17 protein-coding genes are annotated in these 19,879 nt (G+C 43.2%); 6 read left to right on the plus strand and 11 right to left on the minus strand.

From position 1 onward, the window contains the following. Positions 1-151 precede the first annotated feature (151 nt). The gene (locus L1D37_RS01105; RefSeq protein WP_017631155.1) at positions 152-646 is read right to left on the minus strand and encodes a DUF1097 domain-containing protein; all 495 of its coding nucleotides are present in this window, start codon (positions 644-646) and stop codon (positions 152-154) included. 469 nt (positions 647-1,115) lie between these two features. Next, a complete protein-coding gene (locus tag L1D37_RS01110; RefSeq protein WP_017631156.1) occupies positions 1,116-2,021 on the minus strand; it encodes a LysR substrate-binding domain-containing protein in 906 nt (301 codons plus the stop codon). A gap of 273 nt (positions 2,022-2,294) precedes the next feature. On the opposite strand from L1D37_RS01110, the gene focA reads away from it, so the two are divergent. Continuing rightward, complete coding sequence (gene focA, locus L1D37_RS01115) at positions 2,295-3,746, plus strand: formate transporter FocA (RefSeq protein ID WP_017631157.1); 1,452 nt, start codon at positions 2,295-2,297, stop codon at positions 3,744-3,746. Between the two features lie 364 nt (positions 3,747-4,110). On the opposite strand, the gene L1D37_RS01120 is transcribed toward focA, so the two are convergent. From L1D37_RS01120 to L1D37_RS01130, 3 genes are all read right to left on the minus strand, one after another. After that, entirely contained in the window at positions 4,111-4,680 is a 570-nt protein-coding gene (locus L1D37_RS01120) for a YceI family protein (protein WP_132763107.1), read from the minus strand. Next, complete coding sequence (locus L1D37_RS01125; protein ID WP_239846569.1) at positions 4,677-5,216, minus strand: cytochrome b; 540 nt, start codon at positions 5,214-5,216, stop codon at positions 4,677-4,679. The genes L1D37_RS01120 and L1D37_RS01125 overlap by 4 nt, the downstream gene beginning before the upstream one ends. Before the next feature lie 153 nt (positions 5,217-5,369). Then, the gene (locus L1D37_RS01130) at positions 5,370-5,615 is read right to left on the minus strand and encodes a DUF2164 domain-containing protein (RefSeq protein WP_017059821.1); all 246 of its coding nucleotides are present in this window, start codon (positions 5,613-5,615) and stop codon (positions 5,370-5,372) included. A 290-nt stretch (positions 5,616-5,905) separates the two neighbouring features. Here L1D37_RS01130 and L1D37_RS01135 point away from each other — a divergent pair, with 290 nt between their 5' ends. Further along, positions 5,906-6,538 carry a hypothetical protein gene (locus tag L1D37_RS01135; RefSeq protein ID WP_017631160.1) on the plus strand — a complete coding sequence of 211 codons (633 nt, stop codon included), beginning with the start codon at positions 5,906-5,908 and terminating at the stop codon, positions 6,536-6,538. Positions 6,539-7,115: 577 nt separating this feature from the next. Next, on the plus strand, positions 7,116-7,853 hold the full coding sequence (locus L1D37_RS01140; RefSeq protein ID WP_239846570.1) for an EAL domain-containing protein: 738 nt from the start codon (positions 7,116-7,118) through the stop codon (positions 7,851-7,853). Positions 7,854-8,084: 231 nt separating this feature from the next. Here L1D37_RS01140 and L1D37_RS01145 read toward each other — a convergent pair whose 3' ends face one another. The 3 genes from L1D37_RS01145 to L1D37_RS01155 are packed head-to-tail and all read right to left on the minus strand — an operon-like array spanning position 8,085 to position 13,284. Beyond that, the gene (locus L1D37_RS01145; RefSeq protein WP_239846571.1) at positions 8,085-11,144 is read right to left on the minus strand and encodes an efflux RND transporter permease subunit; all 3,060 of its coding nucleotides are present in this window, start codon (positions 11,142-11,144) and stop codon (positions 8,085-8,087) included. Beyond that, positions 11,141-12,196 carry an efflux RND transporter periplasmic adaptor subunit gene (locus L1D37_RS01150; protein ID WP_239846572.1) on the minus strand — a complete coding sequence of 352 codons (1,056 nt, stop codon included), beginning with the start codon at positions 12,194-12,196 and terminating at the stop codon, positions 11,141-11,143. The genes L1D37_RS01145 and L1D37_RS01150 overlap by 4 nt, the downstream gene beginning before the upstream one ends. Beyond that, positions 12,196-13,284, minus strand: coding sequence for an efflux RND transporter periplasmic adaptor subunit (locus L1D37_RS01155; RefSeq protein ID WP_239846573.1), 1,089 nt, complete (start codon positions 13,282-13,284; stop codon positions 12,196-12,198). Before L1D37_RS01155 ends, L1D37_RS01150 begins: the two co-directional genes overlap by 1 nt. A 150-nt stretch (positions 13,285-13,434) precedes the next feature. Here L1D37_RS01155 and L1D37_RS01160 point away from each other — a divergent pair, with 150 nt between their 5' ends. After that, positions 13,435-14,175 (plus strand): TetR/AcrR family transcriptional regulator, encoded by a 741-nt coding sequence (locus tag L1D37_RS01160; protein ID WP_239846574.1) that lies wholly within the window; start codon positions 13,435-13,437, stop codon positions 14,173-14,175. Positions 14,176-14,296: 121 nt separating this feature from the next. Here the strand turns inward: L1D37_RS01160 and L1D37_RS01165 are convergent, their stop codons facing one another. The 3 genes from L1D37_RS01165 to L1D37_RS23980 form a co-directional block, all read right to left on the minus strand. Then, the gene (locus tag L1D37_RS01165) at positions 14,297-15,568 is read right to left on the minus strand and encodes a DEAD/DEAH box helicase (protein ID WP_176679725.1); all 1,272 of its coding nucleotides are present in this window, start codon (positions 15,566-15,568) and stop codon (positions 14,297-14,299) included. A gap of 57 nt (positions 15,569-15,625) precedes the next feature. Further along, positions 15,626-16,237, minus strand: a complete 612-nt coding sequence (locus L1D37_RS01170; RefSeq protein WP_239846575.1) for an ACP phosphodiesterase — start codon at positions 16,235-16,237, stop codon at positions 15,626-15,628. Between the two features lie 171 nt (positions 16,238-16,408). Then, positions 16,409-16,537: a hypothetical protein gene (locus tag L1D37_RS23980; protein ID WP_017059831.1), complete on the minus strand. Its 129-nt coding sequence runs from the start codon at positions 16,535-16,537 to the stop codon at positions 16,409-16,411. A 447-nt stretch (positions 16,538-16,984) separates the two neighbouring features. Here L1D37_RS23980 and L1D37_RS01175 point away from each other — a divergent pair, with 447 nt between their 5' ends. Together L1D37_RS01175 and L1D37_RS01180 are read left to right on the plus strand one after the other, a co-directional pair. Beyond that, a complete protein-coding gene (locus L1D37_RS01175; RefSeq protein WP_239846576.1) occupies positions 16,985-18,208 on the plus strand; it encodes an aromatic amino acid transport family protein in 1,224 nt (407 codons plus the stop codon). Positions 18,209-18,356: 148 nt separating this feature from the next. Then, the gene (locus tag L1D37_RS01180) at positions 18,357-19,781 is read left to right on the plus strand and encodes a methyl-accepting chemotaxis protein (RefSeq protein ID WP_239846577.1); all 1,425 of its coding nucleotides are present in this window, start codon (positions 18,357-18,359) and stop codon (positions 19,779-19,781) included. Positions 19,782-19,879: the final 98 nt, after the last annotated feature.

The raw sequence follows: 19,879 nt of genomic DNA on the forward strand, positions 1-19,879 counted from the left end.
TTCTGCAATTAAGATCATCGTACTTTTAGAGTAACCAAAACCAAAAAAGGCACACCAAGTGGTGTGCCTGTATAAATCGATATACAAATTAATTGGGGGTTATCTTGCAAGAGTTCACAGTGACTAAACTATCGTTTGCTTAATGTATACATCAAGCCTTTGCTTGTTTAGCGTGTTGTTCAACAACTTCCGAAGATTGGGTCGATTTCTCGTGAAGCCATAGCCCAGTTGCTTTCATTAAGTATCCAAATACACCACCAAGCAGTAAAGATGGTACTACAAGTTGCCAATCGCCACCTGCGGCAAACGTTGCACAGCAACCAATGAAGGTGCCTGGGATATAACCTAGCCACGCTTGTTTTGCTTGGATACACATAAAGAAAGCGACAATAGCAGTAATCACATAGCCTAAAATCTCTAACCCTGCGAAGGTTGAGCTTTCGATAATCACCATTGCCCAGAATACGCCTGTCATGTTGGTTAGTAAGCTACCTGCCAATCCTTTTACGCCGCCTGTTGGCGAAGCAAAGTAACTGGTGCAACCTAAGAAACCTGCCCATGACAATAAGCCGAAAGAGATAGCTATCCATCCCCAAAGACCTGACAAAATACCTGTTGTTAATGAAATCGCGACTAATGTACTCATACTATTTCTAAAGCCTAATTACGTAATTGAACGCAACCGGATTTAGCCTCACTTAAAATCAAGTAAGCATACTATGGTAAGAACGCCTTCTTTTAGCCGATCGTGATCACATTAATAATGTACACGAATGTGCATTTATCACTAGATAGAGACCGACATCGCTTATTCAACACATTTGGTTATAAGGGGCTGTTAACCTTTCGAGCTTGATTTTGCAGCCTTTGTGGGAAATTTATACAAGACAGAGGCTTTGACGTGTAGCTAGCCTACATGAAAAGGCGATAACGCAGTAGAAATGAACCACAAGGGCTGCCCGAAGGGTTCGGTTAAAATCGCTTTATACTTTGTTGAAGAATATTTGCTTAGAATGACTAGGCTACATACTCTTCGCCGCGTCTAAAACGATTTTACCTCGAACAAAACTTAACCACGAAAGGTCAACAGCCCCTAGCCTTTTATCAAATTACCGCTATAGAACTGACGGTTTGCCTTTCATCATACGCTTGCCTTCACGCTTAATGCATTCAGCAAGTGGGTTTTCTGCCATGTCGGCACGCCAAATGAATGAAAGCGTACGTTCCATCTCAAGCTCTGGAACATTCAAGGTAACGAGTTGACCTGATTCAACAAACTGCTCGACGTCTAGATAAGGTAAACACGTTAAATATGGGCCGTTTGCTACCAAACTTCTTAAAACAGGAACGTGTTCATACTCTCGCCAAACATCAAGATCACCAATTAAATGATGAATAGAGCTATCAAAAACTTTGCGAGTACCCGAACCGTGTTCGCGTAATACCCACTTCGCTTGCTCTAGTTGCGCCAAACTCACTCTTTCACGCTTCGCAAACGGGTGATGAGCGGATGCAACTACCGTTAAATGGTCCGTACACCACACTTCTTGGTGAACTCGGCTGTCGTCACAACGGCCTTCGATAACACCCAAGTCATATTTGTAATCTAATACGCCATCGATAACGGCGTCGGTACTTTGTACACCGAGCGAGATTCTCATCTCTGGAAAGTCGTTATCAATAATACTGATGAGGTCTGGAACCAAGTGTTCAGCGGGGGTTTGGCTCGCACCTAATTTGAGCTCTCCGCTCAGTAAATGCTGCTCATAGAAACCCATTTCTATTTGCTGTGCGTCTTGCAGTAAACGCTTCGCTTTTGGCCTTAGCCACATGCCCCAATGAGTAAGAGCCATTTGCTTGCCCTGCCTTTCAAATAAAGGCCTGCCGAGCATTTTTTCCAACTGTGCAAGAGACATACTTGTCGCTGATTGAGTCAACGCCAACTTGTCTGCCGCAATACTAACACTCCCGGAATCTGCCACTGCATCAAATACCGCGAGTTGCTTTAATGAATAACGCAAAATTCATCCTTAATGCTTTTAATTATTTGTGTCCTGATGCTCGTTTTTTATCAAGCCGATGAGCAATCGATTTCATTCTACTCGTAACCCAAGCTATATCAATAAATTTGATGTGGTTTTTAAAAATTATCAATTTTACCTCTACCTCGCTACCCCCTAATCTGGAATGGCAGGACACAACGAGCCCTGCAAAACATTACTGATTAACCATTACGGATTAACCAAGTCATTAACACTAGGAATTACACATGACGGATTGTTCAAGGGGGGGATATGGCAACCAGCACTTCTGAAAATCATCAACTGTTCTCACCAACAGAAATGATGGCGGAAGCAGAGAAGTTTGCATTAAGCAAAGCAAATAAAACCAGCAGCATGACATTGAGTTTGGCAATCATGGCTGGCGCATTCATCGGGCTTGCTTTTTTATTCTACATCACGGTAACCACGGGCAGCGCTGATGCTGGATGGGGATTGAGTCGCTTAGCTGGCGGTCTTGCATTCAGTATGGGTTTAATCCTGATTGTGATTTGCGGTGGCGAGCTGTTTACCAGCTCAGTGTTATCAAGCATCTCATGGGCTAACAAGCAGATTACCTTCACTAAGATGCTGTCTATTTGGGGCAAGGTCTATGTCGGTAACTTTATCGGTGCCATGTTCCTTTTGGCTCTAGTAAGCGCAGCTGGCTTGTATCAATTGGATGGTGGGCAATGGGGCTTAAATGCTCTGAATATTGCTCAACACAAGCTACACCACAGCCCTGTTCAAGCTTTTGCTTTGGGTGTGCTTTGTAACTTATTGGTGTGTTTAGCCATTTGGTTAACGTTCAGCTCTGCTAATGCGATGACCAAAGCCATGATGACTGTATTACCCGTGGCGATGTTCGTTAGCTCAGGCTTTGAACACTGTGTGGCGAATATGTTCATGGTTCCACTAGGCATCACGATTCAAGCATTCGCACCAGAAAGTTTTTGGATGCAAATTGGCGCAACACCAGCCCAGTACGCAGACCTAAACATAATGAAATTTGTCACCGCAAACTTGGTGCCAGTAACAATCGGCAACATTGTAGGTGGTTCGGTATTGGTCGGCTTAGCCAATTGGAGCATCTACCGCCGCCCACAACTTAAAGCAGCAAAAATTACTGCAATTACACAAACAACAGAAATTACGTCAGTTAAGGAAATCACTATGAACACAGCAACGACTATCAAGCAAATCATGAACACTCAACCAATTACACTAAGCGTAGAAATGCCTACATCAGTGGCAATTGATTCACTTTTAGACGCTCAACTTGTTAGCGCTCCTGTTTGCGATGTTGAAGGTCGTCTTGTTGGTATCTTCTCTGTTCACGACGTAATGGTTGACCTTTGGTGCCAAGACTACATCCCAACTAAAGGCCAAAAAGTCGTAGACCTAATGAGCCGTGACGTTGTGGCAATCGATGCAAACGACAAGCTGGTTGATGTAGCTGAGTTCCTATGTATCGACAAAGAACAACTGTACCCTACTACAAGCATGGGCTTCGCAACTCGCCTGACTTCTCTTTCTCTAGAAGAGCGTGCAAAAGCGATGAAAGTGAGCCAGCCACATATGCTTCCAGTATTGGAAAACGGCGTAATGGTAGGTGTTCTTACTCGTACTGAGGTGATGCAAGCACTTCGCCCAATCTACGGTGACCGCCTAAACGTAGTACCAAAAGCAGAACTAGAAACGGCTTAACTGGCTAAGGGTTTAACTTACAACGGTTTAACTAGGAAGCGTTTAGCTAACGACTGTTTTACTAGGAAGTGGTTAGCTAACTAGGACAAGGTTGAACAATTAGGGATTAGTTGTTCGCCTCGAAAATCAGTCATGGCAACGTTGACTGGCTAAAAGTAAATGGTGGCTTAAAGCGCAACTAAAGGTTTGACACAAAACAGATCGAAACGCGTTACCATTTACCATAATAAAAAGGCGCAAAGTGAATACTTTGCGCCTTTCTCTTTTTCTAACTGTTGCTTTTGCTTTCTAGGTATCAGGTATCGATTCAACTTTTGGTGTTACATAAAAGATTGATACCAGCCAGCAATCATCAATAGCTAGATTACTTCTTTACACCTTCAACGTGTAGATCCATATCTACGTAGCTTGAAGCGCCCATTACTGGAATGTTGAAGTCAGCAAGTTCTAGACGAGTTGTACCAACGAAACCAGCACGCTCACCGCCCCATGGGTCTTGACCAGCACCGATGAATTCAGCTTCGATAACGATAGGCTTAGTTACGCCGTGAAGTTTAAGGTCACCCATTACTTCAAGTTTGCCGTCGCCTTTATCAACCACTTTTGTGCTGTTGAAAGTAGCGTCAGAGAATTTACCTGCATCAATGAAGTCAGAGCTACGGATGTGCTTGTCACGTTCTGCGTGGTTTGAATCAAGGCTTGTTGTATCAATAGTTACGTTTACTTTTGATGCTTCAACGTTGCTTTCATCAAATGAGAAATCACCTGAGAATGTGTTAAAACGGCCTTGGATAAAGCTGTAACCTAGGTGGCTAACTTTAAAGTTAACTGAAGCATGCGCACCTTTTGTATCAATCACGTAATCAGCGGCGTTCGCAGCGAAAGGCATTGCCATAGCAAATGCTAATCCTGTAGCGATAATTGACTTTTTCATTTTGAAGCTCCTATCATTTTTCGTAGCGTATCGTCTTTGTCGATAACGTGGTGTTTTATCGCCGCTAAGGCGTGCACTGATGCCATAATGATCAGTACCCATGCAGCATAGTAGTGAACCGTACCTGCGAGATCAGATTGGTTTGCAAACAGTTCGCCCATACTTGGTACAGTGAACCAATTGAATACCTCTATCCCGCGGCCATCTGATGTCGAAATCAAATAACCTGAAATAAATAAAACCGCTAAGTTGATGTACATGAAGCCGTGAGCGATCTTCGCTGCTGCAACTTCATAGTTTTTACCTTCGACTTTAGGTGACGCGGTAACTAATTTCCAAACCAAGCGGATAACGGTAACAGCAGCCAAAAGAATGCCTACCGAACGGTGGTAGTCTGGCGCTGTTTTGTACCACTCGCTGTAGTATGAAAGATCAACCATCCACAGGCCTACACCAAATAAGCCAAATACCGCGAGAGCTGAAATCCAATGCATCGCTCTTGCTAAAGGGTTGTAATTTCTAACGTTGTTGTCCATGCATCTCTTCCGAATGTTAACGAGTAGTGTAGTTTCGAAAAGCGTACCCTACACCAAGTTTGTGTAACATATTATTTACCAAGCTTTACATTGGTAACATCATTTCAAATTAAACGAGTTATTCAAATTATTTGAACAAGTTTGGGCTAAACGTTAGATTTCAACGATTTGTTCGATCTCGTAAAGCTCGTCTGAGATATCTAACATTTTACGTTCCATGACTTTTTGGGCGTCTTCTATCCCTTTGTTGTAGTAAACCGCACCAAACTTTTTACTTATGAAGTCGACCAAGAATTCCGTGTCGAACTGGCCGAGCTCCACATCGAGTTCATCTTGCAGGTATTTTTGAAGAGTATGGGTAAGCTCAGACTTTTGCTTCGAATCTAGTTGAATGGTCATGAATGTTTCCAAGTAAAGAGTAAATAAATCCATCGTGAACAGCTGACTAAACTATAATCTAGCTAACTCACTGGTAACTTTGCTGCTAAAGATAGTCTTTCTAACTGATTAGAATTCCTCATAATTTAGAATACAGACCAGCGAAGTGCCAGTGCTATCCATAAAATCGCTCCGCAATCGCTAATTTTGATAGAGGGATCAAGAACTCGCACTTTGGCAATAGGTAATGACACATTAATTACCGTACTATTGCCCATCAATAAGATAGTAACTGTGTATAAGGGACTTCATTGTTATTAGATCTCGTGATTAAAAGCGTCAATCAGTTTCAAGACGATTGTCTAAAACTCTGTGAGCGTCATTATCCTACGGTGCACAACCAAGGGATCAGTGAGCATCACATCGGTAAAGCCTTCGCCCGACGAATGGAACACACCTTCGTAAGCTTTAATCATGCAAGTAACATCAGCCCATTAGAAATGCTCTCCTCTCGAGAAACGCCCCGCCACTTCCGAATCTCTTCTGAAATCGGCACGGTTTGGATGATTAGCCATCATATGGTGAGCGCGGGAAAAACGTGTCGTAAAAAGTTGATGCTAGATATTCATAACTGGCAGCAAGAGTACGGATTCGCCATTCAACCCAATGACGTTTTGATCATTGTTTCTGACCATTGGATAAGCCGAAGTAAGAACAGTGGTGAGTTGTTGCACTGGTGGATGGGAGAACTCCCAGACGAGATAACCGAATACAGCCAACAAGGCATCACGTTAAGAGAGAGTGATTCTCAATTCGCGGCCGATTTAAATAATAACTTTAGGATCAGTCCGTGCTTTATTAAATTTGGTCACCCACTAAAACGGTCAGGGAATCAACAATTGGTTCGTAAATACCTGCAACTTTATGCCGTACTTCAATGGTAGGGATAATACGGGTCAACTTTTTCAATCAATATTGAAAGCAAATTGTTAGACCTTCATCCCAATATTTTATAAAAGACACTCAATCATTGCTCATTAATTATTCGAACGTTCTAATCGAATTATTAATAACGGTTCTTCCGATGCTATCGATTTTGAGAGATAGATATCACTTCTATGTAACCAGTTAAGTATCTTTATTTTCTAACTTTGACATTCACCCATAATCTAAGCCTTTAACCCTACTTTTCGCTGGTGTATCGCTGGTCTAGCTTTATATTGGTTGGGATTGATATGTAAAGCGTTACTCAGCCATTAAATTCACAGCAACTATCAAAGCTAGTGAATGATAAGTTAAATTAATGGTTAATATCATTTATCATGCTGATTTTTCGTTAATTATATTTATTTAAATATTGACCCTGCAAATGAGTTTTTATTAATTGACAATTTACTAACACCTGTCAATATTGTGACAGCCATGACGTATATTTTCGTCATTGAATAAACACCTTTATTAGCGACTATGATTTTATCAGACAGAAGTGAATTTATTAGCTGTATATCTGTGGATGCCGATATGCAGTTTATTGCGAGATATCAAGATCTAACACTGAGAAGTGTCTATCAACCTATATTTGACGACTCAATGACTCAGATAGGCGTAGAGGCTTTGGTGCGTATTTCGAATAGCAAAGGGGATATTGTTCGTCCTGATCACTTCTTCCATTCCGATGACACCTCATGCACAGATAAGATCAATGTAGAGAGACTCAGTCGCGCTATCCACATTCGTAACTTCGCACAGTCAACTATCCGTCATTTGCACCTATTCTTGAACGTTCTTCCAAACGTTGGTGAGTTATTTGCTGCAGAAAAAGTCAGTGATAGCCTTCTGGCAAAACGTCTTCATGAGCTGAACCTTTCATGTGAGCAGATCGTGATGGAATTGGTAGAGCTGAATGCCGAAAGTGAAGAGCGCTTGAAAGATGCAGCCCTCTCTCTTGCGGAGAATGGTTTTCAGATCGCGGTCGATGATTTCGGAACGCAAGCATCAACAGAACAACGTGTTCGCCACATTAATCCTCATATCATTAAGATCGATCGCTCAGTGATGTTAGATTTTGAGCAAGGTGACACACGAGAAATGGAATTAGTTCTAGATCTCGCGAAGCAAATCGGCGCGAAAACTGTCATCGAAGGCATAGAAACAGAGCATCAACTCGCGGCAATGCAAAGCTTGGGTTTCGACATGTACCAAGGCTACCACCTAGCGATGCCTAAGCCGATTGAATTAGATATCCGTTTAGCAATTTAAAACCGCCCCTACTCTTCTTAAAGCCGCTGACTACTTGTTAGCGGCTTTTTTAATACCTGTCCCTTAACACACTCCTTTGTTAACGAAGTGCTTTGTTCGTGTAGCGGTCTTCACATCGTTTTCTCTGCATAAAGATGTTCACTTAAATCAGTGTTGTGCCAAATTACGCGCATAAAAAAGCCCAGTCAAAATGACTGGGCTGGCTTAAAAGAATCTGTTTTATATCAATCCCTAATAACCCGCAGTGGACGGTTTGATTCTATATAGAATAGCGAACATCACTGGTACTACTATTAGCGTTAGTACTGTAGCAAAGCCTAAGCCTGCCATGATGGTAATCGCCATCGAACCGAAAAATGCATCGAATACCAAAGGAATCATACCCAAGATAGTCGTTAGTGCTGCCATAGATACCGGTCGTACACGACTAATCGCACTGTCGACAACCGCTAAGTATGGGTCTTTACCTGTTGATAGCTCACTGTTGATCTGGTCAAGCAATACGATGCCGTTCTTCAAAATCATGCCGCTTAGACTCAACAAGCCTAGGAACGCCGTGAAGCTGAATGGCATATTGGTACCTAACAAACCAATTGAAACACCAATGATGGAGAGTGGAACCGTAAACCAAATAACAAGAGGCTTACGAACCGAATTAAACAGAAGCATCGTGATGATAAACATCAGCAAGTAACCCATTGGCAGTGAGCCAAACAGAGATTCTTGCGCATCTTTAGAGCTTTCGTACTCACCGCCCCAGCTAATGCTGTAGCCTTCTGGTAAATCTAAAGCTTCTACCTTTGGTTTAACACGAGCAAACAGACTCGCTGGCGTTTCATCACCAAGAACATCGTGGTCAGCCAATACCGTTAGCGTACGTTTTCTGTCGCGACGCTGAATCAGTGGCTCAGACCATTGAAGCTCTACGCCATCAATCACTTGCTCAACTGGGATGTAAGTTTGTAGCGATGGGCTCCAAATTTTCACATTGTTTAGCGATTCGAAATCAAAACGCTCTTCTTCCGGTAAACGCGCCACGATAGGTAACATATGAGTACCATCACGCAGTAGGCCGATGTTGTAACCACCAAACGCCATCTGTAACGTCTCAGACAAGTCAGTTTTTGAAATGCCTAGGCGACGAGCCTTAGATTCGTTGAACAGCGGTACAAGTTCTTTAGTCCGTTCACGCCAGTCGTGACGCACATTTCGAGAGCCTGGGTCAGCAAGCAAGATGTCTTCGACTTCAACCGCAATGTTACGCAGTACTTGTGGATCGGCACCGATAATACGCGCTTCAATTTTTGAAGCCGGTGACGGGCCAAACTCAATCAACTTGAACTGGAACGTTGGTTGTTCAAATTCGTTTGCTAAGTCTTTGTCTAACGCCGCTAGAGCCTTAAACATAGTGTCACGGTCAGTCGTTCTTACTTGTAACTGGGCATACGCTTCGTAGCTCTTTTCTGGTTGGTATGTCAGTGCGAAACGTTGCATGCCCTGCCCAACCGTTGTGGTTACAAACTCCACGTCGTCTTGTTGACGAATATAGCTTTCAACTTTTTCAGTCTGCTTAATGGTTTCACGAACATCGGTGCCTTCTGGCATCCACATGTCGACGTAGAACATTGGTGTGTTTGATGGCGGGAAGAACTGTTGCTTCACCATACCAAAACCAACAATTGATGCCGCTAGCAGAGCAATCATGCTCACTACTGTTAACCATCTGAAGCGCAATGCAAATTTCAGAGACGCGCCGAATACAACGAACAGAATGCCTTTGTATGGGTCTTCGTTCGCATCAACCTTGTCTTCTTCTTTCAGCATCATTTCTGCAAGGAACGGAGTCAGTGTAAGTGCCGTAACCCAGCTTAAGAACAATGAGAAACACAGTACCCAGAACAGTGAGCCCATGAACTCGCCTGATGCGTCTTTCGACAAACCGATCGGCGCAAAGGCTGTGATAGCGATAATGGTCGCACCCAATAGTGGCCATTGTGTTTGTGTCACGATATCTTTTGCTGCTTGAAGTTTGGTCTTACCTTTCTTCAAGCCAACCAGAATACCTTCAACGACAACAATCGCATTATCCACCAGCATACCCAGTGCGATAATCAGTGCACCCAGCGAGATACGGTGCAGTTCGACATCGTTGTAGTCCATCAAGATGAAGGTACCGAATACCGTCAGTAGAAGAACCAAGCCAATGATCAAACCACTGCGTAAGCCCATTGCGAACAACAATACAATGATAACGATGGCTACCGCTTCAACTAGGCTGATTAAGAAGTCAGCCACTGATTTATCGACTTCTTGCGCTTGGTTGTAGAAGTAGTTCAGCTCTACACCCGCTGGTTTAATGCTTTCTAGGCGATCCAGTTCCGCATCCAATGCTTTACCAATCTCAACCACGTTTACGCCTGAAGAGAACGCAATTCCTAGGTTGATTGCTGGTTTACCGTTGTACGTTAATACATTGCCCGGCTTTTCTTGAATACCGCGAGTCACTTCAGCGACGTCTTTCAAGCGAATCAGGTTACCTGTATCGCGACCATGAATGATGAGGTTTTCTAGCTCTTCAACCGTGCTTAATGTGCCGTTTGGCTTGATCGTTAGGCTTTGACCATTCAGCATCACCTCGCCTGCCGATACCACACTGTTTTGTTGTGCTAACAGTGACGTAACCGTCGACATATCTAGGTTTAATGCCGCTAAGCGTTCCAGTGACATCTCAACAAACAGTTGTTCTTGTTGGTCACCGGCAATGCTTACTTTACCGACACCGTCGACCAGTTCGATTTCACGCGTTAGGTAATCTGCGTACTGTTTCAGCTCAACGTAGTCGTAGCCGTCACCGGTCAGCATGATCATCACACCGAATACGTCACCAAAATCATCAATGATCTGAACCGAATTCACACCACTTGGTAGTGTTGGCTGTAGATCGTTAATCTTACGACGCATTTCATCCCAGATTTGTGGTAGCTCGTCTGGACCGTAGTCCATCTTCATGCTGACCATAATTTGAGACATACCATTCGATGAGGTCGATGTGATCTTATCGATGTAAGGGAGCTGTCTTATCTCTTTTTCAAGCGGGTAAGTCAGTTCTTCTTCAACTTCCATAGACGTAGCGCCAGGGTAAGTTGAAATAATCATTGCATCTTTAATGGTAAAAGCTGGGTCTTCTAAACGGGATAGATTACCAAAAGACGTCACACCGCCAATGGCCAAAATGACTAGAAACAGCCAGCTGATTACTTTGTTCTTTATTGAATATTCTGCGATGTTCATTCTGCTTTTCCTGACAATTGGATTCCGTCACGGAGTTTTCTTAGATTCGAATTTACGAGTAGCTCACCTTGCTCAACACCATGAGCGATTAGTGCACCTTGGCCGCTGATCTTGTCGACTTCCACTTCGCTTTTGAATGCTTGGCCGTCTTCCATTTTCCACACGTAAAATTGGTTCGCTTCAGCGCCGGCTTGCAGAGTCGTCATTGGTAACTGGTAGCCTTGAACATCACTTAGGCCTGCTTTCGCCATGTCGACATTGACCGTAACGCTCGTACCCGGCAGAATTTCACTTTCAGGTTGCTGCATCTGCATCCAAAACTCGTATGTACGAGATTGTGGGTGCAATTCACTGGTGTGCTCTAGATACGTCAGAGGATATTCTCCAGAGTGACCACCATAGCTCGCTTCAGGACGGTAGCTACTTGAACGCATGTCAGGGCTGATCGACGCTAAGATCGAATCAGATACTTGGATTCGTACGTAGACCTTATCGTTCTGATATAAACTAAGGAGCGTTTCGCCCGGTGTCGTGTTTTCAAAACGCTGCTTATCAACGGTAGAAACCGTGCCTGAAAATGGTGCTAACAACTCTGTGTAGCTCAGTTTGCGTTGTGCCGCAGCCAAATTAGCCGATGCCAGTTTGTAGTTAGCGGTTAGTTGGTCGTGTTCCGATTGCGACAACATCTTGCTACCAAACATCTCTGTACCACGAGACAATTGCTTGCTCGCCAATTCAAACTGAGATTGAGCGTCTGTTAGATCTTGTTTGTATGTCGCGTTGTCTAGGGTCGCCAGTAGCTGACCTTTTTCAACTTTGTCACCCGCTTCAACCAATACTTGCTGAATCTCACCAGAAAGCTTAAATGCCAACGGTGTAAGTTCTGCTGGCATCACCTGTCCGTTAAAACTTCTGAATTGATCAGTAAGTGGTGCGCCAACTTCAAAGGTTGAAACCAAAAGTGAAGGCTGTTCACGGTGGTCTGTTTCGTTATTACAAGCTTGAAGTAATAACGCAGATGCAACCACAACTGATAATTTGGAAAGGTTCATTAAATACCGCCCTCACGTAACCAAGCTTTTACTTGCTGTCCATCTGATAACACATCTACACCTGCTTCTACGATTAGGTCGCCAGAAGAAAGGCCATCAATCACCTTGCCTTGTTCATCAAGGGTGACTTGTACTTTAGAAATCAATTGTGACTCTGGGTTGTAGCGCCACAGTTCACCGTGGTCTGCTTCTTTGCTTAACCAAGCTGAATCAACAATCCCGATACCGTAGTCGGATTTGTTTTTCTGAACTTCCACTTGCGCTGTCATGCCAGAAAGCAGATTGATGTCTTCAGGCTTTTCGATAGACACAACCGCTTGATAGCTGTTGGTATCTTCGTCTGGCTGAGTTGAAATCTCTTTAAAGCGCGTTGGGATACGAATGCCGCGATGGCTATCCATCACAACCCACATGTTTGAGCTTGTTAGGTCTTGAATTGAACGGTCTTCAAGCTTTGATACCGGAATAGAGAAAGTCACATCCATTTCGCTGTGATTCAAAATGTTAAGTACCGGCTGCTTTTCTGCGATCAATTGATATTGCTTACCAAACACCATCGATACCACACCATCGAATGGAGCCACTAATGTGGTGTAACCAAGGTTTGTTTTCGCTTGGTCCAACTCAACTTCAGCGGCAGTAAAGGTGTTTACGGCTTGGTCGTAGTAATCCGTGCTCACAAGCTTCTTCGAGTACAACTCAGACGCTTGCTTATATTGGCTGTTCGCCAGATCAAATTTTGCTTGTGCTGCATCAACGGCAATACGGTAATCCGTCGCATCTAACACGGCGAGTACCTGTCCTTTCTTCACTTCTTGTCCCATGCGAACAGAGAAAGTTTCAATATCTCCACCCACATTGAAAGAAAGCGCAGCACGGTCGGTCGCATCCACTTTTGCGATAAAACTATCAAGCTCCATATCTGTCTGTTGAGGGATCTCAAACAGCTTTACTGGCTTAACAACTTGAACGGTTTCTTCTGACTGAACCTTATTACATCCGGCCAAAGAGCCTGCGAGTAAGAGTGCGGCAAACGCCACGCCTATCTGCTTACTGGTCTTGGCTTGAATAGACAACTTGGATTGCATGATGCTTCTCCATTTAATTATTATGATTTATTACACAGGTGGGCAGTATATTGAAAATTTTAGATTCCACAAGCTTTACTTTCCACCTGTGCAGTATTTTTTATTTCAGTAAAAACAGTGTAGAATGTGGTAATCAGGTAAATGTGTGAAATGAAGATGACTGAAAAGAAACAAGGTAGAAGAAGCGCGAAAGACGCTGAAGAAACTCGATTTCAAATTATGGCGGTTGCAGCGGATATGTTTTGTGACTGTGGCTATGACCGTGTATCACTGCGAAACATCAGTGAAAAAGCTGGGGTATCCCATAGCCTTATCCGCCACCACTTTGGTAGTAAAGAAAAGATATGGCATGCAATAAGTGATTGTTTACATGACTATTTTCAGTCTTACATCGGTAAGATTGTTCAAGAGTTGCCAAAAGGTATTGCACCGAACATCTCTATCTATTTATTTAGTATGCGTCTTTTCACCAACATGATTCATTCACGCAGACCAATGCAGCTAATTTCAGATTCTGTTCGACAAGAAGACAACTTGGTTGATTATTTTATCGACAACGTTGGTGATGTTGAGAAAGAAATTAATGAACTAGCAAAACAATATAACGACGTTAATCCAGACAATCTGATCAATATTTACGAAGTTAAATGGCAAATGATCATTTACGCTAACGCTGCGGTCTGTTTAACCCCGTTCATGGAAAGCACATGGAACGAAGGTGACATGAAAACTTCACCTGAAGAATCCCTACTCAAGCATTGGCAACTCTTCAACTCACAAATGGTTAGTAAGTTTCGAATCGAGGATGAGTGGGTACTTAATCCAACTGCATTAGAAGAGCTGATTTACGAAGTACCTTGTGTGTGGAAGTGCAATCAAGAACATCATTAATCCGATACTTTTGTTTGCCCTGCCCATAAATTAATTTACTTGATATAAAAAAGCGCCGTTACAGAATCAACTGTAACGGCGCTTTTTAGTATCTTATATTGTAGATCTTTAATCTGGCTGATTAACGACGTGCTTTGCCACGGTTTTGGTGGATCTTAAGCTTCGCTTTCATCTTACGTTTTTCTGACGAGCGACTTTTGCTACGGCCGCTGCGATCAGGTGCAAGGTCTTTTTCAAGGCTTGGTTCAAAGCCGTCTAACCACTCTTGAGGCAAGCGCGTATCCAGTAGTCGTTCAATGTCACCCAATAGGTAAGCTTCGTCTTGGCTCATCAATGAAATCGCAAGGCCGCTGTTACCAGCACGACCTGTACGACCAATACGGTGAACGTAATCTTCCGCTTTAAATGGCATATCGTAGTTCACAACTTGTTCCAGCTGCTGAATATCGATACCACGCGCTGCTACATCCGTTGCAATCAACGCTCGAACTTTGCCTGATTTGAAATCGTCCAATGCTTTTTGGCGCGCACCTTGGCTCTTATCACCATTGATTGATGCCGCTTTAATGCCGTCTAGTTTAAGCTCTTTTACTAGCGCATCCGTACCCTGCTTAGTTTTAGTGAATACCAACACTTGTTGCCAGTTCTTTGAACCAATCAAGTAAGCCAGAAGTTCGCTTTTACGCGATTTATCAACCGGATAAACCATTTGAGTCACAGTGTCGGCTGTGCTGTTTTTCGGCGTCACTTGAATTTCACTTGGCGACTTCATCATGCGGTACGCAATCGCTTTGATTTTGGTATCAAACGTTGCCGAGAAGAACAAGGTTTGGCGAACTTCATTCATACGCGAAAGAATGCGTTTGATGTCTGGCATGAAGCCCATGTCCAACATGCGGTCAGCTTCATCCAATACCAACACTTCTGTTTGGCTTAACATGATGTTCTTAGTGAACATGTGGTCAATCAAGCGGCCAGGTGTCGCGACTAAGATATCTGCGCCACCACGTAATTTGTCGGTTTGAACCTTCATGCTCACACCGCCGTACGCTACAACCACTTTAATGTCAGTACCCTTCGCGTAGCTAGTGAGGTTGTCAAACACCTGCTGTGCCAATTCACGTGTTGGTACTAATACCAATGCACGAACTAACTTAGGGTTTGGAATCACGTTATCTTTGGTTTCGATTAATCTTTGGATAATCGGTAAACCAAACGCAGCCGTTTTACCCGTACCCGTTTGAGCACCAGCCAGTACGTCTTTGCCTTCTAATACCAATGGAATCGCTTGTTCTTGAACACTGGTTGGAGCCGTAAAGTTAAGCTCTGATAGCGTAGCAAGAAGGTGCTCAGACAATCCTAGTTGGTTAAAAGATTTAGTAGATTCAGACATAGTATGATGCTCAAAGATTAAATAGGCGCGGATTGTAGCAAACCTGCATTACGCTGTTTACCTTTCCTTTTGATTTTTCTTCAATTGAAGCGCATTAAATTGGTTTGCTTCTTCTAAAACACTCGGATAAAGCTCATTAAAGTGACACTGCAACGTATCATAGTGGCGTTCGAGGTCGTCATAGCAAGATTTAAGCATACCAAGCTTTGGCCGTCTTAAGGCCATTCGTTGCAATACCATTTGTATGGATGGCATCTCTTGATAGCTCTCTAACCACCTCTGCTCAGCCATTTTCCGGTGAACAGTAATGAAGTGCTCAGGCCAATGTGGCTCTTGGTGTTCAAAGATCTGCTGATGGCTGTCGGAGCAAAAATGCTCAAGTGATTGTGTCGAGAACTGAGCCCAATGATTAGCTAAGCAGTGGTCCCAGAATACATCGAGTGCAATAGGCGCAAAGCGCTTTGTTTGGTCTGAAAAGAGAGATTTTGCTGAGCGAGACACATCATGTCGGTCTGTATAGCTATCGACAAATCGATGAAGTCGAATGCCATCAGAAAGTGAGTCTGAATAGAATTTATTTGGGTCGCCTTTAACGAAGTCACCTAACAGGTTACCTGCTAAGTTGCTGTTACAGTGCTGAGCGATGTGAAGGTGTGCGAGAAAGTTCATTGAACCTCATTAAAGTATCGAGAACTAAGTAACATGGTAAACGTACTCGTTTATCTTCGCGAACTTTAATGAGGATAGTTTTGGTATGACGTGTGAGCGAATGAGATTTGCTCAGTCTAAGAATTGTCTCATTTGAGAACATTGAACTCTAAAATCTTAACTACGGAAAACCTAGTTAGAAGATTTGAACAATTCTTCTGCTAATTGTTTAACTGTCTGCTCATAGTCAGACAAATCAATGCCAATTTCCATAGCATCTAACAACTCAAGACTTTCGTCATTATAAGATTGGTCACTCATTGTGCCCCCTCTATTCCTTGGTGTGGACATGATGTCCTGTTAACTAGTGCACCATCTTGGACTTATATTATGTCACTTTGATGAACGCACTCTACTCTACCCATTCCATATTTATAGCTTGAAGCTACTCGCGATCATTAACGCTTGTTTACGTTAAAGGGGTATACGCGAACGACATATGTACTGCCACCTTACACCAAGTACAACAAATTACTCTACAAATTTTGAAGCAGATCATGGTCAAACGTTTGCTTCGCCCTTTTCAGCACCTAACCCTAAAATGCGCGTAAATTAATATTTACAGTGGATATTTTTAATTACATTAGATATTGCATTTGGAATTAAACTCAATCAGAATACTTCAAAATCGAGATATTCTTTGGGTTTATGCGCTTAAGCTAGAAGAATTACAATGAAAACACACCCTAACGTAAAGAATTATATACAATGAATAAATCAAAGGTTTTTGGTAGTACTTTGATCATTGCAGGCACAACGATTGGTGCTGGCATGCTCGCTCTTCCACTTGCTTCTGCAGGTATTGGCTTTTCAACTTCACTTTTCTTAATGCTTGGTTTGTGGGCTTTAATGGCGTTCACTGCTCTGTTAATGGTAGAGCTTCACCAATTCGCAGAATCTGATGCCACCCTACACACTTTAGCTCACACAATTTTAGGGACGAAAGGAAAATGGATTGCGAGCTTCGCAGTGATGTTTCTATTTTACGCTTTATGTGCTGCATACATCGCGGGCGGTGGCGCTCAGTTTAACCAACGTATTTCGGATATCGCGGGCATTGAACTCAATGGCCAAGTCACGACTCTTCTGTTTACCTTGTTGGTTGCAGGCGTTGTGACGATTGGTACACACAGTGTCGATAAAGTTAACCGAGTTTTATTTGGCTTAAAGTTGGTTGCAATGGTTCTAGTATTGAGCTTCCTAGCGCCTAACATTACTTCTCAATACCTATTGAGCATGCCTTTACAACAAGGTTTGATTGTCGCTGCTATCCCGGTTGTGTTTACCTCTTTTGGTTTCCACGGTAGCATCCCATCGATCGTTCGATACCTAGATGGCGACGTTCGCTCTCTACGTAAGGTAATGATTGTTGGTTCTGCGTTACCTCTGGTTATCTACGTATTCTGGCAGAGCGTCACCTTGGGCGTAGTCAGCCAAGAACAACTGTTGTCAGACACAAGCTTGGGCGCGCTTTTAGTTTCGCTTTCGCAAACCGTTCATCAATCAAATCTCAGCGTGATTGTTGGTGTGTTCGCTGACCTTGCACTTCTTACCTCATTTATTGGCGTGAGCTTAGGTCTATTCGAATTTATGGGTGACTCGCTCAGCAAAAAACTAGGCAGTGCAAAGCGCATTAAAACCGCTGTTATTACCTTCTTACCGCCATTGGGCTTCGCCCTGTTTTACCCACAAGGTTTCATCATGGCGCTGGGCTATGCTGCGATTGCACTTTCAGTACTAGCGATTCTTCTACCTACCGTAATGGTTTACAAAGTTCGCTACACAGATTTCTCGGCAAAACCTCAAGGTACAGAAGCGACTTACCAAGTATTGGGTGGAAGCAAAGCGCTATTTTTAGCGGGTAGTGTTGGCGTATTTATCATTGCGATTCAAATCCTTATATCAGTAGGGTTACTGCCTTCTTTAGGCTAATAAACCTATACAGAACTAATTTACTTGATATAGATCTCATAATTGACATATCACTATCATTAACTTTCACAATTAGTCGATTGAAGTCACATTTTTATTGAGGTCGGTTATTTAGAGTCCACGGTAAAGGATTTACCGTGGAGTTTTTATGAAAGAAGTACAATTTCGAACGATAGACAAACTGTTTATTAAAATGTCTATCAACGATAAGTTTTGGGTCATTTTCTTAATCTTTTTCGCCGCTGTGGCGAGCCTAGCTGGACTCAACTACGTCAACAAAATGGAACAAATTGACGCAAGTGCAAAACAACAAGTTGAGTATCAACTTAAAGGTATTTTATCAGCGTCAGATTCCGCTGCCTCTGTTCGTTCTGTTAGCCAACAAACTCGTCCTCAAGAGACCATCATTTCGAACAATGGCGCGGTTACCGCAACGGCTATTGGACAAGATGGTAATTACTATTCTCTTACCGTCTCAAATAACGATACACAAAACCAAAAGCAGCAAGCACTGTACACTTTGTTAATCAGTCTTTTATGGTGTGTGCCTTTTGGTCTTTTCTGTTACTGGGTAGCAACTTTCTTAGGTGGCGCTCTTTGGGTACTTTATTCAACGACTCAAAAGATTGGCGATGGTGATTTAACTTCACGCCTTGGTTTCCACCCTGGCCGTGATGAGTTTGGTACGATTGGCTGTGCACTTGACCGTTCGATGGACACGCTTAGTGAACTAGTAAACAACGTAAACCACAATGCCACGACGCTAAGTGAAACGTCAGCCTCTTTCGAAACAGAGATGAAACGCAGCGAAACACAAATCATGAGCCAGAACGCTTCTTTAGACTCTGTTGCTACTGCTATGGACCAGATGACCGCATCTGCCAATGAAGTGTCTAATATCTCTGCTCGCTCAACTGAGCAAACAGAGCAAGACGCACAGCAGATCAACGACAGCCACGCGAAGGTTCAGCAAGCTATTTCAGAGATTACTACCCTGTCTTCTTTGATTGAGCAAACTTCTTCTTCGGTAACTAGCTTGAATGTGAACACTAGCCAAATTAACGAAGTGATCACCACAATCAATGCTATTTCAGAGCAAACAAACCTACTTGCACTGAACGCAGCCATTGAAGCGGCTCGTGCAGGTGAACAAGGCCGTGGTTTCGCAGTCGTTGCTGATGAAGTTCGAACGCTTGCGAGCCGAACTCAATCCGCGACGGTAGAAATCCAGGCAATGATTGAACGCTTACAACAAGAGAGCCAAAACATTGCGAAGATCACCGAACAAACGGTCGATCAAGCACAAACCAGCAGCCAGTTGATTTCAAACATCGGCGACGACGTAAACTCTATTGCTGATTCAGCTCAAGCGCTAATGGATATGAGTATTCAAATCGCTACATCGGCTGATGAGCAAAGTAACGTAGCAAACACCATTGCAGCAGAGCTGAACGATATCCGTAGTCAATCTGATGTGATTAAAGAAGTCGCTCAAAACTCGTCAAATGGCGTATCTAAGCTAACGGAAGCATCAGTTTCGCTATCACAAACTTTGTCTAGATATCGCACTTAAGCTCAAGTGATATCGTTCAAAGCCAAGGTTAAAGTGGCTGACAGTTAACGTGAATAGAAACCAAACTAATAAGGACTCGCATGAGTCCTTTTTTATTG

The organism is Vibrio sp. Isolate33 (genome assembly GCF_022397895.1).
In the GTDB taxonomy this organism is placed as follows: domain Bacteria; phylum Pseudomonadota; class Gammaproteobacteria; order Enterobacterales; family Vibrionaceae; genus Vibrio; species Vibrio pomeroyi.